This window comes from Rahnella sp. JUb53 (assembly GCF_004346065.1).
Taxonomy (GTDB): domain Bacteria; phylum Pseudomonadota; class Gammaproteobacteria; order Enterobacterales; family Enterobacteriaceae; genus Rahnella; species Rahnella variigena.
On sequence record NZ_SLYT01000002.1, the window covers coordinates 100,380 to 114,952 of the forward strand.

At 50.5% G+C, this 14,573-nt stretch carries 19 protein-coding genes and 2 pseudogenes; 10 read left to right on the plus strand and 11 right to left on the minus strand.

Annotated features, from left to right (window positions below):
* Nucleotides 1-94: 94 nt before the first annotated feature.
* The 4 genes from EC840_RS04965 to EC840_RS25665 all read left to right on the plus strand — a co-directional run bounded on the left by EC840_RS04965 (nucleotide 95) and on the right by EC840_RS25665 (nucleotide 1,304).
* On the plus strand, nucleotides 95-391 hold the full coding sequence (locus EC840_RS04965) for a hypothetical protein (protein ID WP_132964172.1): 297 nt from the start codon (nucleotides 95-97) through the stop codon (nucleotides 389-391).
* A 199-nt stretch (nucleotides 392-590) separates the two neighbouring features.
* Complete coding sequence (locus EC840_RS04970; RefSeq protein WP_132964174.1) at nucleotides 591-773, plus strand: hypothetical protein; 183 nt, start codon at nucleotides 591-593, stop codon at nucleotides 771-773.
* A complete protein-coding gene (locus tag EC840_RS04975; RefSeq protein ID WP_132964176.1) occupies nucleotides 770-1,060 on the plus strand; it encodes a hypothetical protein in 291 nt (96 codons plus the stop codon). Before EC840_RS04970 ends, EC840_RS04975 begins: the two co-directional genes overlap by 4 nt.
* Before the next feature lie 109 nt (nucleotides 1,061-1,169).
* Entirely contained in the window at nucleotides 1,170-1,304 is a 135-nt protein-coding gene (locus EC840_RS25665; RefSeq protein WP_279432765.1) for a hypothetical protein, read from the plus strand.
* Between the two features lie 8 nt (nucleotides 1,305-1,312).
* Here EC840_RS25665 and EC840_RS04980 read toward each other — a convergent pair whose 3' ends face one another.
* Complete coding sequence (locus EC840_RS04980; RefSeq protein WP_132964178.1) at nucleotides 1,313-1,765, minus strand: hypothetical protein; 453 nt, start codon at nucleotides 1,763-1,765, stop codon at nucleotides 1,313-1,315.
* 166 nt (nucleotides 1,766-1,931) lie between these two features.
* Entirely contained in the window at nucleotides 1,932-2,921 is a 990-nt protein-coding gene (locus EC840_RS04985) for a nitrilase family protein (RefSeq protein ID WP_132964180.1), read from the minus strand.
* A 105-nt stretch (nucleotides 2,922-3,026) separates the two neighbouring features.
* On the opposite strand from EC840_RS04985, the gene EC840_RS04990 reads away from it, so the two are divergent.
* A complete protein-coding gene (locus EC840_RS04990) occupies nucleotides 3,027-3,893 on the plus strand; it encodes a LysR family transcriptional regulator (RefSeq protein WP_132964182.1) in 867 nt (288 codons plus the stop codon).
* A gap of 27 nt (nucleotides 3,894-3,920) precedes the next feature.
* Here EC840_RS04990 and EC840_RS04995 read toward each other — a convergent pair whose 3' ends face one another.
* Nucleotides 3,921-4,382, minus strand: coding sequence for a GNAT family N-acetyltransferase (locus EC840_RS04995; RefSeq protein WP_113878191.1), 462 nt, complete (start codon nucleotides 4,380-4,382; stop codon nucleotides 3,921-3,923).
* 159 nt (nucleotides 4,383-4,541) lie between these two features.
* Between EC840_RS04995 and EC840_RS05000 the strand changes: the two genes are divergently transcribed.
* Complete coding sequence (locus EC840_RS05000) at nucleotides 4,542-4,922, plus strand: YebG family protein (RefSeq protein WP_113878192.1); 381 nt, start codon at nucleotides 4,542-4,544, stop codon at nucleotides 4,920-4,922.
* 74 nt (nucleotides 4,923-4,996) lie between these two features.
* Here the strand turns inward: EC840_RS05000 and phoC are convergent, their stop codons facing one another.
* Entirely contained in the window at nucleotides 4,997-5,734 is a 738-nt protein-coding gene (gene phoC, locus EC840_RS05005) for an acid phosphatase PhoC (protein WP_112286645.1), read from the minus strand.
* Nucleotides 5,735-5,987: 253 nt separating this feature from the next.
* Here phoC and EC840_RS05010 point away from each other — a divergent pair, with 253 nt between their 5' ends.
* Nucleotides 5,988-6,410, plus strand: a complete 423-nt coding sequence (locus EC840_RS05010; RefSeq protein ID WP_132964184.1) for a GFA family protein — start codon at nucleotides 5,988-5,990, stop codon at nucleotides 6,408-6,410.
* Between the two features lie 28 nt (nucleotides 6,411-6,438).
* Entirely contained in the window at nucleotides 6,439-7,833 is a 1,395-nt protein-coding gene (locus EC840_RS05015; RefSeq protein WP_132964186.1) for an aminopeptidase P family protein, read from the plus strand.
* Between the two features lie 73 nt (nucleotides 7,834-7,906).
* Here the strand turns inward: EC840_RS05015 and arsC are convergent, their stop codons facing one another.
* Both arsC and EC840_RS05025 read right to left on the minus strand, forming a co-directional pair.
* Nucleotides 7,907-8,332 carry a glutaredoxin-dependent arsenate reductase gene (gene arsC, locus EC840_RS05020; RefSeq protein WP_132964188.1) on the minus strand — a complete coding sequence of 142 codons (426 nt, stop codon included), beginning with the start codon at nucleotides 8,330-8,332 and terminating at the stop codon, nucleotides 7,907-7,909.
* A gap of 11 nt (nucleotides 8,333-8,343) precedes the next feature.
* Nucleotides 8,344-8,466 (minus strand): annotated as a pseudogene (locus tag EC840_RS05025) (ArsB/NhaD family transporter); the annotation flags it as partial.
* On the opposite strand from EC840_RS05025, the pseudogene EC840_RS05030 reads away from it, so the two are divergent.
* Nucleotides 8,458-8,802: pseudogene (locus EC840_RS05030) on the plus strand (recombinase family protein); the annotation flags it as partial. The pseudogenes EC840_RS05025 and EC840_RS05030 sit on opposite strands and share 9 nt — an antisense overlap.
* A gap of 34 nt (nucleotides 8,803-8,836) precedes the next feature.
* On the opposite strand, the gene EC840_RS05035 reads toward EC840_RS05030, so the two are convergent.
* Nucleotides 8,837-9,622: an SDR family oxidoreductase gene (locus EC840_RS05035; RefSeq protein WP_001572334.1), complete on the minus strand. Its 786-nt coding sequence runs from the start codon at nucleotides 9,620-9,622 to the stop codon at nucleotides 8,837-8,839.
* A gap of 148 nt (nucleotides 9,623-9,770) precedes the next feature.
* Between EC840_RS05035 and EC840_RS05040 the strand changes: the two genes are divergently transcribed.
* Nucleotides 9,771-10,664, plus strand: coding sequence for a LysR family transcriptional regulator (locus tag EC840_RS05040; protein WP_034950038.1), 894 nt, complete (start codon nucleotides 9,771-9,773; stop codon nucleotides 10,662-10,664).
* A 34-nt stretch (nucleotides 10,665-10,698) separates the two neighbouring features.
* On the opposite strand, the gene EC840_RS05045 is transcribed toward EC840_RS05040, so the two are convergent.
* The 4 genes from EC840_RS05045 to EC840_RS05060 all read right to left on the minus strand — a co-directional run bounded on the left by EC840_RS05045 (nucleotide 10,699) and on the right by EC840_RS05060 (nucleotide 14,569).
* The gene (locus EC840_RS05045; RefSeq protein WP_132964190.1) at nucleotides 10,699-11,688 is read right to left on the minus strand and encodes an aldo/keto reductase; all 990 of its coding nucleotides are present in this window, start codon (nucleotides 11,686-11,688) and stop codon (nucleotides 10,699-10,701) included.
* A gap of 26 nt (nucleotides 11,689-11,714) precedes the next feature.
* A complete protein-coding gene (locus EC840_RS05050; protein WP_034950032.1) occupies nucleotides 11,715-12,566 on the minus strand; it encodes an aldo/keto reductase in 852 nt (283 codons plus the stop codon).
* A 246-nt stretch (nucleotides 12,567-12,812) separates the two neighbouring features.
* Complete coding sequence (locus EC840_RS05055; protein ID WP_034950029.1) at nucleotides 12,813-13,877, minus strand: alpha/beta fold hydrolase; 1,065 nt, start codon at nucleotides 13,875-13,877, stop codon at nucleotides 12,813-12,815.
* 107 nt (nucleotides 13,878-13,984) lie between these two features.
* Nucleotides 13,985-14,569, minus strand: coding sequence for a flavodoxin (locus tag EC840_RS05060; RefSeq protein WP_034950027.1), 585 nt, complete (start codon nucleotides 14,567-14,569; stop codon nucleotides 13,985-13,987).
* Nucleotides 14,570-14,573 lie beyond the last annotated feature (4 nt).

A 14,573-nucleotide genomic window follows, 5' to 3' on the forward strand; every position in this document is an offset into this window, starting at 1 on the left:
TGGGATTACTACCTTCAGGTGGTACAGAGCAAGTCGTTGTTCTTACACCCTGGGAAATATCAGGGATTAGAGTATTAAATAAAGGGCATTTGAAATGAAAAATGAAATTAAGACTACCGTAGTCAGTATTATTTATATCCTCTCGCATAATGATGCTACCGCTTGGGCAAAAATATTTGAAGAACTGAACGTTGAGCTCGAAAATGATTATGAAGCGGCATTGTCTTCATTAAGGAGCTTATTTGGAGGGGCGGGATCTTTTACTGACCTTGTACTTCATAAAAATAAAGTGCCACTCACCCAAGAAAATAATGAGCTATACGCCTTAAAAAATAAACTCTACAACCTTTTAAAAGTTGAGTTAGCAAAGATAAATAGTCATAAAAAATGATGATGTATGCCATGAAAATCAAAAGGATCTCACGACCCTTTCTTTCTGGAGAAAGCTACCTTCGTACCACACAACAGTGTTTAATTAAAATTCATGGTGGAGCGGTTCCCCCGAACACAATTGTATATTCTTACATAGAACTCTTTGCCGCTCACACAGGTTTAATGCTCATGGCGTCCCATGGAGAAAAGAGAGAAGCGTGAACCTTTTTTCAGCACAAGATGAGCGTCGTTACGCTCACTACGTTGATGATGCCAAAGTCTGTGTGGGACAGGTCGGATATCAAACAAATCTTTACTCAGGAGGTACTGAACAGGTTGTTATCCCTGCACCCTGGGATATTCCGGGTATAAAAACATTAAATTTTGGGGAGTTAAAATGAAAACAAAGATACAAAAACTGCTGTTCAGTATTCAGTTATTGCTTTTAGAAAATGAACAACAAGAGTGGGCGAAAAGATTTGAATTGTTTAGCAAGCAGTTAGATGTTGACTACAAAAAAACACTCCTGGAGATAAAAGGAATATTCGCAGGGGCAGGATCGTTTAATGATTTGGTGTTACATAAAAAAGGTGAAATGCTAAAGAGTGAAAATAACGAACTGAATATGTTGCAAGATAAGCTCTATGACGTTTTAAAAGAAGAAATATTAAAAATTAAAATTCAGTGACGAAGACAGGATTTTCTTAAGACCTTTTATAGCATCTAATCTCCCGCTCAAAAGATATAAGCCCCTTTGTACGGCGAAAACTACGACTGTTCCGCACCACATAACCACTGTGATCCTGCTTCACCAGCCAGTCTTCAAAGGCCTGGTGGAGCAGGGTTTTCTGTACATCAGCGGTTTAATGGTTGGCGGAACGCTGGTCACCGGCATGGTGATATTTTATCTGGTGGGCTCAGCGCTGGCCTGAAATATCCGTTAAAGGCTGGGGTATTTGCCGTCATCGTCCACCAGATCCACGGCGGTCAGATACCAGCGGTGCTGCTGATACACCAGACGGTACTCATACGTCGGCGTGTAATATTGCTGCGGGAACTTCGTCGTCACTACCGCCGCGCCACCTTGGGTTTTCACCGACACGATTTTCTCTTTAGCCGGATCGTGCAACGGTTCGGAGCTGTAAGCGACAGGTTCGCCGACAAAATCGGGCAGGGTGTATTTCTTCAGAATCTCGCGGTAGGTTTTCTCTGCCATCGCTATGTTGTCAGCGGGCGTATGATCCGCTTTCGCCGCCACGGTCTGGTTATTCCAGCGCAGATAATCTGTCTGGAAAGCAACCACTATATCTGCCGGAGACGCCATCTCAGCCGCCTGCGCGGCACCAACTTTCAAACTCGGCCAGCACAAAAGCAGGCCAGTCAGTAAAGTCATGAAAATACGGGAACCGAAAGGAAGGATGCGCAAAATAAAGTCTCGCTGAGCAAAAGGATCAATGAAAGCATCATGATAGAGCAAAGCCTTGCTGCGGGAAACACAGAAGGGTGCAATCGGGCAGGCAATGTTATGATCCGGTTTCCCTGTAAAACGAACACCGATTTTAGCGTGTTTTCATTCCGGGTAACTCCTCGGAAAAACGCGCCGTAATCGCATCACGTTCATAGCCCTGACGCTCCGTCAGAATGCGGTAAAGATCCGGACGACGTCCTGCCATCCAGCGCCTGCCGGTACTCATCGGAATAAGCGAAAGATCCAGTTCTGCACTCACCATCGCGTCTGCCGCCGCCCAGGTTTCTTCGACGATGCGGCCGTACGGGTCGATAATCATCGCGTTTCCTGTGCGGACTTCATCATCGTCTGCACCCACACCATTGCTGAACAAAATAAACATGCCGTTATCGTGCGCCCGCGACGGCAGCCAGCGCATCAGCCACTCACGGCCACTGGCACCTTTAAAGGCTTCGGTGATTTCCTCCGGTCGTGTGGCGCGCTGCTCCCATAATTCCAGCGCAACGGGCTTCATGCCGTGCGGGCTGCGGGAATTTGTGCCACCGGTCTGATGCGGTGCCAGTAAAATATCTGCCCCCAGCAGTGCTGTTGCACGGGCGTTTTCCACCAGATTGTTATCCCAGCAGATAAGGATACCGACCTTCACGCCCCAGGGCGTATCAAACACGGTATAGGTATCGCCGCAACTGATGGAAGGATGTTCAAAGGCGTGCATTTTGCGGTGCGTATGCACTGAACCGTCCGGCATACAGGCGGCATAGGCGTTATAAAGACGACCGTCATCTCCGCGTTCAATAAAACCGGCACCAATCAGCATCTGATGTTTCACGGCCAGTTTGCGGATAAGGCGCACAGACGAACCAGTTTCGACGGATTCGGCCAGCGCCGCCACACCGTCGTTATCCAGTTTCGGCACATGCCAGTAGCCGGTGATACACATTTCCGGGAACGCCAGAATTTGTACGCCGTTAATCGCCGCCTGCTGGATAAAACCCTCCATCATCATCAGATTATATTTTTTGTTTCCGGCCTGATGCTGAAACTGAACTACCGCCGTTTTAATCGATGCCGACATTGTCATTCTCCGTAACGTTAAGGTTTAGGGTTCACGCTGGTATTAAAGCAATGCGGCTGATAACTTTATAATGAAGTATTTTCTGGTTCTGATAACTAAACGGAATGCAAAATGAATACGCGTTTGCTCAAAGCTTTCGTCACGCTGGCGCAGGCAGGGAATTATGCAGCGGCGGCTAACACGCTTTCTATCTCGCAGCCGGCGCTGACCAAGCAGATCAGTTTGCTGGAATCCCGCCTTAACGTGATGCTGTTTGATCGCGGACGCCATGGCACCACGCTTACGCCGGGAGGGCGACGACTTTTGCCCGAAGCGGAGAAGGTGCTGCGTCAGATGACGGCCTTTATGCAGCACGTCGGTCAGGTGGAAAAGGGCGGTGAAGGGTTGCTGGCGGCGGGATTCGGCCTGTCGGCGTTTACCTTTGCGCCGCAATGCATCGCCAGGTTCAGGGCAGCGTATCCCGGTGTGGATATCACGCTGGAAGATCTGCCTTCTGCCGTGCAATACGACATGCTGCAAAGCGGGAAATTGCAGATTGGTTTTGTGCGTGTGCCACCGGCTGCACCGCTGAGTTATCACGCCTTGTTTGAAGATGAACTGGTGTGTGTGGTGCCTGCTGACGACGGAACGACGGTCGCAGGCTGGCTGAAACAGAAACCGCTGCTGCGTTTATACCCCGATCGCGGGCGGGGGCTGAACGCACAAACGGACCGCTTTCTGGATGAAAACCAGTTGCACACGCCTTTCGTACAGCAGTCCGAAGATATCCAGACGATTGTCGCGCTGGTTGTCGCCGGTGTTGGTGTCGCGCTGCTGCCCAATAGTGTCATGCATATTGCGCCGCCAGGACTGAAGACGCTGCCGCTGAGTGGCAAAGCCACCCGCTGGCAGGTCGGGATCGCATGGGATCCGCGCAGAGAGGATTTAATCCGCGATAATTTTGTGCGGATGGTGACTGAAATGACGGATGCTGGCTAAAACCCTCGAATCCTTCACTAGCCTTGATCAGTCTTTCTTCAGATAAAGCCCCGGACGAGTGATCACCCAGGTGTAATTGGGCTCGTTCACCGGCGTATAGCCAAACTTCTCATACAGCCAGGGTGCCGTTGAGGTAAACAATGCCATCCTGCGCAGCCGGGCGGTGACCGGATGCGACTGAACACATTCAATCAGCCATGCTCCCAGATTTTTCCCCTGATATTCCTCTAACACATACACATCGCACAGATAGGCAAAGGTGGCGTAATCAGTAATGAAACGTGCGTAACCGATCTGTTTTTCACCGTCGAACAAGCTGAAATTGAGGCTGTTTTCCGCGCCATCGCGCACCGTTTGCTCGTCAATTCCCGGCGCCCAGCTGGAGCGGGTCAGATAGGCGTGGACGGCTGGAATATCCAGCTGGCTAATGTCGGTGGTTATCCGGTAAGCGTCTTTGCTCCAGTTGCAGACTTCTTTCACATTTGTCACAGAATCCTCACAAGTACGTTATAAAACGGGTTATTTTCTACCTTAGCGGTTATCTGGAAGAAATTCACGCCTGCGCCGCACTATAAAAAACAGGCTGGATGATGTATCCTGCATTGATTATTGGTATGCTGTATATAATTACAGTATAAGGAGCGAATCATGGCTGTTGAAACAAAGTTTGTTGTCGTCAGAAAAGGTGAAGAAAAAATGACATTTGCCAATAAGAAAGAAGCGGACGCTTACGACAAAATGCTCGATATGGCAGATGCTTTTACTGACTGGTTGTTGCAGAGCGAACTGGAGATCGATGAATCGCTGGCAGAAAACATTGCCCTTCGCCTGGCTGAGCAAAAAGATACCGTCCAGCACATCCTGCGTACCAGCAAGCTGCCGGAAGAAGAAACCGTGAAAGCCCCTGTCGCGCAGACGGAAGAACTGGCAGTGACTGAAGCTGAAACTGAAGAGACCGCGGAAGAAAACACCGAAGAAACCGTAGCAGCGCCAGCTCCTAAAAAGACGCGTGCGGTTAAAGCGGCCTGAATCGCTTTCTGCTCTCCGTAAAAAAACCGGCTTATCAGGCCGGTTTTTTTTTGTCCTGCAAGAAGCAAAAACGCTTATTTATGCTGTTTCGCGAACTCTTCTTTAGCTTTCTTCAGTTGTTGCTGGAAAGCGTCGTTGGTGTGCAGCGTTGCTACAACCGCAGAGCCGACGATACGCGCTGCATCCACATCACTCTGCCAGTGGTATCCGCAAATCACACGGCTCTGGCCTAAATCATAACCACGCTGCAGGATCTGATCCTGACGTTGCGGGTTGATTTCAGTCAGCACTAACGCCGTTGCCCAGCCAATAGACGTATGACCTGAAGGATAAGAGCCGTTCTTCGAAAGCTTATCCTGCTCGGTGGTGTTACAGGTCGGGACGCCGTAGAAGGCAAACGGGCGGATACGCATGTACTTCTCTTTCGCGCCACGCGTCGCCAGATCTCCGGCATCTTCAATCATATTGGTCAGCAGCTTGTGCAGTTCCGGCGTGTCTTTGGCGGTGATTGGTGATCCAAACGCACCAGAGAAGGCATTCGCCACACCGCCTCCGCTCAGGTTCGCATCTTCAGCAGCCTGCTTGCCGCGCTCGGTTGAACGCAGCAGACGGCCTTGCTCATACATCGCCTGGTCATTGAGGAACGCAATGCTGCCCACAGCCGGTGGCGGTGGCAGCAAAGTCAGGCTGTTGATGGCCTGGTCATTCTTTAAATAGTAGAGATCCGGTTTGGTGGTGGCATCGTTGCCGGTCAGGGCAAACGCATTAAATGATACAAGTCCCGCGAGGCAAAAAGTGGTCAGTCTTTTCATGTTAGCTTCCTTACGTGCAGCTATTTTATTTTCATTACGGAATCATTTCCGTAACATTTCCTAACATCGGGTAGTAAAACAAAATAGGTGACAGAAAGTTGGTATGAGATCTCAAAACGAGAAATTGATAGCGGGCGTGAATGTTTTACGGCTAAAAAATGGGCTTTTTAAGGGAAAGCTGTAATCAGCGGCGAAATTTGGTACAACATTTTCTCGGCCAACCCGACCGCTCATTCCAAAGAGGGAGATTGCTATGCCAGATAAATTGTCCGCTCAATGCCATTGTGGTGCCGTCACGTTCAAGGTCGCACTGACCGACGGTTTTAACGGCGTGCTGCGCTGTAACTGTTCATTTTGCCGTATGCGTGGCGCGGTCGTCGCCACTGCCGGTGAAGTTGAAATCACGCAAGGCACGGATAAGCTGACGGAATATCGCTTTAACAGCGGTGAGGCCGCGCATTTCTTCTGTTCGGTTTGCGGTATTTATACCTTCCATCAGCGTCGCTCCAATCCCGAATTTTATGGCGTCAATGTCGCCTGCATCGAAGGCGTGTCGCCCTTCGATTTCTCACCTATCCCGGTCAGCGATGGCATCAACCATCCGAAAGACGGCGGGAAGGGCGGCGTGGCGGGCTACGTTATTTATGAACCCAACATTTCTGAATCTGACTCCTGATAATGATTTCTACGCATAAGGAAACGCAATGAATTCTGATACTGCCTACACACTGGCCACTGTCCCGGCACCGGCCACTTACCCTCAGGTGCCCACGCCGGTGCTGTCTGATGAAACCATGAAAGCCCGCCTGAACAACGTTCTGAGCGCCATGCAGCAAAAAGGCTTATCGTCGCTGGTGATTTACGCCGATAAAGAACACGGCGGCAATTTCGAATACCTTTCTGGTTTTATCCCGCGTTTTGAAGAAGCTTTGCTGGTGGTAAGCAGTGACGGCGAACTCACCTACATAATGGGTAACGAGAATCTCAAACTGGTACCGCATGCCCGCAACGGAGGAGCCTGTCTGCACGCGCCGGTGTTTTCCCTGCCCAATCAGCCGATGAAACATCATCAGCCGCTGCAAAATCTGCTGGCAACGGCGGGCGTGACAGCGTCACAAACCACCGGCGTCGCGGGCTGGAAATTGTTCCGTATCGATCCGCAAACCGATCCATACAGCTTTGATGTTCCGGCGTTTATTCTGGATGCGGTGCGCAGTGCTGCCGGTGGAAAAGAGAATGTGGTGAATGCCACAGGCCTGTTTATCGCACCGGAAAATGGCGCACGGTGCATTAATAATGCCAATGAAGTTGCATTTTATGAGTACGGCGCAAATCTGGCGTCATCCAGCCTGATGGCCGCACTGGACGCGATTGCTCCCGGTAAATCTGAGAAGGAAATCGGTCAGTTGCTGGCAGGCGACGGTCAGCAAAACAATGTCATCATGATTGCCGCAACCGGCGACCGGTTTGCTCATGCGAATCTTTATCCCTCGGACAAAATCATCCGTCACGGTGATAAATTTTCACTGACCGTCGGCTATAAAGGGGGATTATCGAGTCGTGCCGCGTACGTCGTTGCCAGTGAGGAAGAGTTGCCGCATGACGTCGCTGACTGGCTGCCGCGTCTGGCGATCCCTTATTATCATACGGTGGTCACCTGGCTGGAGAATCTGCATATCGGTATGCGCGGTGGCGATGTATACCGCCTGGTGGAAAAAACGCTTGAGCAGAAAACCTGGAACTGGCATCTCAATCCGGGGCATCTGGTGGCCGATGAGGAATGGCTGTGCTCACCGGTTTATCCGGATTCTAACGTGCCGCTGGCGAGCGGAATGCTGTTCCAGATAGATATTATTCCCTCGCTGCCGGGTTACGGAGGCAGCAGCATTGAAGATACCGTTGCGCTGGCGGATGAAGCGTTGCGCCGCGAACTGGAAAGTCAGTATCCGCAGGTCTGGCAACGGATGGTGGCGCGCAAAAAATATCTGGCGGACGTGCTGAACATTCAGGTTTCTGACGATGTGATTTTGCTGTCGAACACCGTGGGTTATCTGCGCCCGTTCCTGCTTGATAAAACACGTGCGCTGGTGAAGGCATAGAAGGAAGGGGAGGCAATGTGTCTCCCTTCAAAATGATGGCAAACATGAAAAACTGAGCCATTGCCGTAACCGGTTATTTAATCTTTTTACCCTGACCATCCACAACCTGTTCACCGTCTTCTTTGGTAAACGCGCCACGTTGAGTATCAGGCAAAATGTCCAGCACCACTTCAGACGGGCGGCACAGTCGGGTTCCCAGCGGTGTCACCACGATCGGACGATTAATCAGAATGGGATGCTGCAACATAAAACTCATCAGCTGATCGCCGGTGAAGACATCCTCAGCCAGTCCGAGTTGCTCATAAGGCTCAACGTTCTTACGCAGCAACTGCCGCGGGGTAATACCCATATCTGCAAGCAACGTAGCCAGTTCCTCACGGGATGGCGGCGTTTCCAGATACAGAATAACGGTGGGTTCAGTGCCGCTGTTGCGGATCATTTCCAGCGTATTACGAGACGTACCGCATGCCGGGTTGTGATAGATAGTGATCATGCTCATAGGGTATCTCATTAGAAAGTGAAAGATAGCCGCAACGCCAGCGCGGCAAGCGTAACGAACAGCACCGGAATAGTCATCACCATGCCCACCCGCAAGTAATATCCCCAGGTGATTTTGATATTTTTCTGCGACAAACGGTAGAACAACTGGCAGATTCCGATATTCGTGTCCACTGCTTAGCTTTGGGTGGAGTAGATCTCACCAGCCCCGCGGGGAAAATGACCATGCAGGTTATTTCTGCCGTGGCAGAATTTGAACGGGACCTACTGCTTGAACGCACACATTCAGGTATTGCGCGGGCAAAAGCGGCAGGGAAACGTTTTGGCCGTCCCTCTGCCCTGAACGAAGAACAAAAACAGGTCGTTATTGAGCGTATTAATTTAGGCTTAAGCATCAGCGCCATTGCCCGAGAGTTTAGTACTACCCGTCAAACCATACTTCGGGTAAAAGCCGGATCTAAACTGCCATAAGACTGGTCTCTATTTGACCAAGTTGTCAAAGGCGTTAGATTGATTTTACCTGTATTGAAAACAGATTTAACTCGTTAATAATGCACTCAGGTTCTTCACTGAAAGGCATGTTGTTCAAATCTAAAACGCCATCATTTTTTTGAGGGTTATCTGCCTGTAAGTCCGTAAAGAGAGGTGTAAAATCCAGTTGTGCCTCCCCTCGCTCAGCGACCAGCTCAAACGTTTTATTTGTGGCTGCATCGTTACTCAACGCACTGACCAGAACCTGGGCGATTTGTTTTCTGGATATCACACCATCCTCCGGCGTTCCTGCATGGTGTCGATCCCCCTGGAGCATAACGATTCTGTGCTCATCATCATTGTTGTAGTCAAACCAGCCGGGCCTGACGATGGTATAGGGATGGCCACTCGCCCTGACCAGACGTTCGGCACGTCTTTTCCAGTCATGAACCTCAGTGCGTTGATTCCAGGTGCTGAGCCGTTCAGTCACGCCAATCGTGGTCATTAAGCCGATGCGTACAGACGTATCCCTGAATAGTCGTAAAATGTTACGTACACCACCGTAATCTATCGCTCTGGCCCCAATACGCCCCTGGCCATCGGAACCGAGAGTGAAGATGATGGCATCAATATCTTTCGGCAAATCGGTAAGTGTTTCAGGCATTGAAACATCGCCGTAAAAAACATCCGTTCCACGCGGAAGTAATTTTACTTTCCGTTTATTTCTGACCAGCGCCACGGGCTGATGGCCTATTTCGATAGTGGTATTCACGACATGAAGACCAATACTTCCGGTCGCGCCTGCAATGAGTATTTTCATGATAAACCCTCTGATAATTCAGACTTATTTTCTCTACAGTCAGAATATCAATTATCATTATTGTCAGTAATGGGGCTAAAATGATTGTGTCTATGAACACCCTTCATGAGTGCGCGTTGAAGGGAATGTCTCCATAAGGAAATCGCCGATGCTCAAAGAAAACTTCAACGAACTGCAAATCTTTCTTGTGGTAGCGAGGGAGCGAAGTTTTACCAAAGCAGCGGGTAAACTGGGGGTTTCTCAGTCTGCACTCAGCCACGCGATGAAGGCCCTGGAGGAACGGCTAAATATCCGACTTCTGACCCGCACTACCCGAAGCGTTGCCCCCACAGAAGCCGGTGAGAGAATTATCGCCTGCCTTGAACCCCGTATTGCCGATCTTGAGCAGGAGCTGGAATCGCTTGTTCAACTGAACGGCACTGCCTCCGGCAATATCCGTTTATCTGCCGGGGAGCATGCAGCGCGAAGTCTGGTATGGCCTAAGCTAAAGCCCTTTCTCAGGGAATACCCGGAAATTAATCTCGAACTGGTGGTTGATAACGGTTTTGTCGATATTGTTGAGGGGCGTTTTGATGCCGGGATCCGCCTGGGCGAAAGCGTAGATAAGGATATGATCGCGGTGAGGATTGGACCGGAAATGCGCATGGCAGTGGTGGGAGCACCGTCCTATTTTGCCGCTAACCCCGTACCAGAAACACCGCACGAGCTACAAACCCATCGGTGTATCAATATGCGCCTGCCGACTGCCGGTGGTCTTTACCACTGGGAGTTTGAGAAGAATGGGAAACCGTTACGGGTCAGAGTGGAAGGACAGGTAACGTTTAATCTGCAGGCGGAAAGGATTGATGCGGCTTTATCCGGTTTTGGCATCGCCTGTATACCTGAAGACAGGGTGCAGGATTATATAAAGTCAGGAGAGCTTATTCAGGTTCTGCAGGACTGGTGTCCGTCTTTCCCCGGATATTATCTTTACTACCCCAGCCGTAAGCAGCATCCGCCCGCTTTTGCGCTGATGATCGATGCCCTTCGCTACTCAGAATAACGGGTCCGCCAATCGCAGCGGACCCGTCGGGGCATTAACGGCCAGTGCGAGCCTGATGCTCAGGAGAGTAACGTTCGCCGACGACTTTAATCGTTTCAAGCGCCTGGGTTATCTGCCGTGAGTCATCCTGCGAAAGAATGATGTCGGCAGCCCCCAGGTTTTCTTCCAGCCGGTGTAGTTTGGTGGTACCAGGGATAGGAACAATCCACGGTTTTTGTGCCAGCAACCATGCCAGCGCAATTTGCGCAGACGTCACGCCTTTCTCTGCTGCCAGTTCACCCAGTAATGAGACCAGCTTTTCATTGGCTTCAATCGCCTGTTCTGCGAAACGCGGCACGGTGCTGCGGTAATCATCCTTGCCAAACGTTGTTCCTGGTTTAATCGCTCCCGTCAGGAAGCCTTTGCCTAATGGGCTGAAGGGCACAAAACCAATACCCAGCTCTTCCAGTAGCGGCAGGATTTCCTGCTCAGGCTCGCGCCACCACATGGAATATTCGCTTTGCAGCGCAGTGACCGGTTGTACGGCATGGGCACGACGAATGGTTTGCGCACCCGCTTCGGACAGACCGAAATGTTTAACTTTGCCTTCCGCGATCAGGTCTTTCACTGCACCCGCAACATCTTCAATGGGGACATCCGGGTCGACACGATGTTGATACAGCAGATCAATGACATCAGTCTTAAGGCGGCGTAATGATCCTTCCACAGCTTCACGGATATGCTCCGGACGGCTGTTTAAAATCTGCTGCTTATTGTCATCGCCAAAGGTAAAACCAAACTTGGTGGCAATGACCACACGGTCACGAAACGGTTTTAAGGCTTCACCGACAACCTCTTCATTAAGGAAGGGGCCATACAATTCAGCTGTATCGAAAAAAGTAATTCCACGTTCAACTGCTGTACGAATAAGTTCTATAGCCTGACGGGTATCTGTTGCAGGGCCGTAGGCATGGCTGAGCCCCATGCAACCGAGTCCCAGAGCGGACACTTCTAGCCCAGATTTACCTAAAAAGCGCTTTTGCATTGAATGAATACCTCTTTTATCGCGGCTTAAACATCAAGTTTGCGGCCAGTCAGCCATTCCACCATCGCCGGGTCTCGGTGTGAGAAGAAGGCACTGGTTGCGGTGTCGAGGGCAGCAATCTGCAGCATATCCTCAGAACTGAGTCTAAAATCGAGAATGTCGATGTTCTCTGCCATGCGCTCTTTCCGCACCGATTTCGCCAGTGAAACGATGCCCCGCTGGAAGATCCAGCGCAGTACCACCTGGCCCACACTTTTGCCGTACTTCTGACCAATTGCCGTTAATACGGGATGCTGGAATAGACCATTTTTACCTTCAGCAAACGGTGCCCAGGCTTCCGGCTGAATGCCACGGCTTTGATTCCATGGAACCGCATGCAACTGCTGGTTGAAGGGGTTAACTTCAATCTGGTTTACCGCAGGGGCCACTTTGTTGAAGGCGATAAGGTCGGCCAGTCGGTCAGGATGGAAGTTGCTGACGCCTATGGCGCGAATTTTGCCTGCCTGTTGCAGTTCTTCCATAGCACGCCAGGCTCCATGGACATCGCCGTAAGGCTGGTGAATCAGATACAGGTCAACGTAATCAAGTTGCAGCCGATTCAGGGAGCGTTCGAACTGTGCTTTAGCACCTTCGTAATTGGTATCCTGGAGCCAAAGTTTGGTCGTTACAAAGAGTTCGTTACGTGCGATACCAGTCTGTTTCAGTGCGTTCCCGACCTGGGTTTCATTCTGGTAGGACGCTGCGGTATCGATCAGGCGGTATCCTGTATCGATAGCGTCAATCACGGCTCTTTCGCATTCGGCGGCATCCGTCATCTGGAAGACACCAAAGCCCAGAAGGGGCATTTCTATACCGTTGTTCAGTTTTACAGTTTGCATGACGTTATCCTTCAGCTGTTGTGTAGGAAAAGCATAACGCAAAGTTATTTATTCTATTAGAGGGGGTAATTAACTAGGGTTTATTAGATGTATTCATTAATCTTTGGAGGGCTGACGCTCTGTTTTGTGAGCAAAGCAAACCGCCATATTCAACACTTTTTTTCGGCAGGATTAGGCCACTTTATTTTTTATAAAGATGATGTTTGTATTGAGCCTTCAATAATGAAGACTCAATACTGGCTCTTCCTATTGCAGGTCTTTTTCCTTCAGGAATTTACTCACCAAATCGGCAATCTGCACATTATTGAGGTCAGAGAACGGGAAGTGGGTATTCCCATTGATCCCCACTTCAGGCAGATGCGTCACAGTCACATCCCCGCCATGCTTGTTCACCACATCACGCCAGTCGCGAGCCATCGCCAGACGTACGCGCCAGCTGTCCTGCGCGGGCATGGCGACAGGTTTATCCGGTATGTTATCGCCGTAAATAATCAGAATCGGGATTTTGGTCAGAGCCATAAACTGCTCCATCGGAACAGGCTCACCCTTCAGCGTGTCGAACGCGCTTGGCATAGGGGCTGGGAGTTCTTTTTCCGGGAAGACAAAGCTGCTGCCAGGCTCGAAGGCGACAATGGCTTTGACCTTGTCGTTTTTCATCGCCGTGTACCAGCCTGGTCCGCCCCCCTGAGAGTGGGTGAAGAGGATAGCCGGGCCGGATTTATCCACCACTGCGGACATCGCATCAGAGATAACATTGATATCAAACGGCCCGGTGTTCGGGGTCATCTGACGGAAATACTGGTTCAACGCTTCTTTGTCGTGAGAGAACTGAACGTCTTTAAAATACTCTGGCCACACGCCAACTCGGAACTGGTTAAACCACATTTGTTCATCCGGTTTAGGCGTAACAGTACCTTCTACCGTCGTGCGCCCGGCGCTGCCCCGGCGTGGCTGATCGACAAGATAGGTTGAGAACCCACGACGCAGGAATATGTTCTGGAAACCTTCGCGACCATCCGGGGTGCTTTCCCAGGTACGGGAGAACTGACCTGCGCCGTGCAGCATGACAATAGGGTATTTATGCGGATTCTCGGGAATTTGGTAGAAAACAGACGCATGATCGCCATGGTAGGTTTGGCCAGCAGAGTCCAGCGGCTTTTTCGCGTCAAATGTTCCTGGTGCGGTAATGATAGTGCCGCCAGCAGAAAAGCTTCCTTGTTCCTGAATGACCAGCGGCTCGGCATAGACCGACTGAGCCACCAGGCCACCCGCCATTACGCAGATGGCCAGCGTTTTTAAGATTGTCTTCAAGATTACATCCTCTGTTATGTTTGCCGTTCAATCATATCTGAGTTGTCAGCGTTAATTATTTAGCACCCCTGATTGCCTTTATTTGGCAGACTCATGAATGCGGACGATTAACTGCGTATTGTCTCTAACCAACTGGTGACCGTTTCAGTGGTTCTTCGCTCCTGGTCGCATTCAATAACCAGCGGTTTTTCCCTACGCGCAGTTGGGGCGAGACGGGCAAGGATGTCGTCGCTGTCTCCATTACCGTAGCCACCGTGGGTAATGAAGGGGATGAGTAATTTGCCCGCAAGGTTGTGGCTGCTGAGAAATGTTTGCACTACAGGCGGCACGCTGGTCCCCCAGATCGGAAAGCCTAAATACAGGGTCTCGTAGCGTGAGATATCTGCGACGCTATTTTTTAATGCGGGTTTTACTCCCCGCTCACGCTCATTTTTCGCCTGTTCAACGGTCTGAAAATAGTCTTCTGGATAAGGCGTAGCCGGTTCGATTTCAAACAGATCGGTATTCAGGCTGCGGTGAATGACGCCCGCAATGACTCGTGTATTTCCGCTGCGGGAAAAGTACGCCACCAGAACACGGCTTTTACCCTGCACGTTTGTGGTTCCGGTCGCAGCTGATGCCAAAGAAATGTTCGCCAGCGTGAGCCCGGCAAGTGCGGTGATTAACATTCTGCGGTTGGGATCATGCTCCATAACC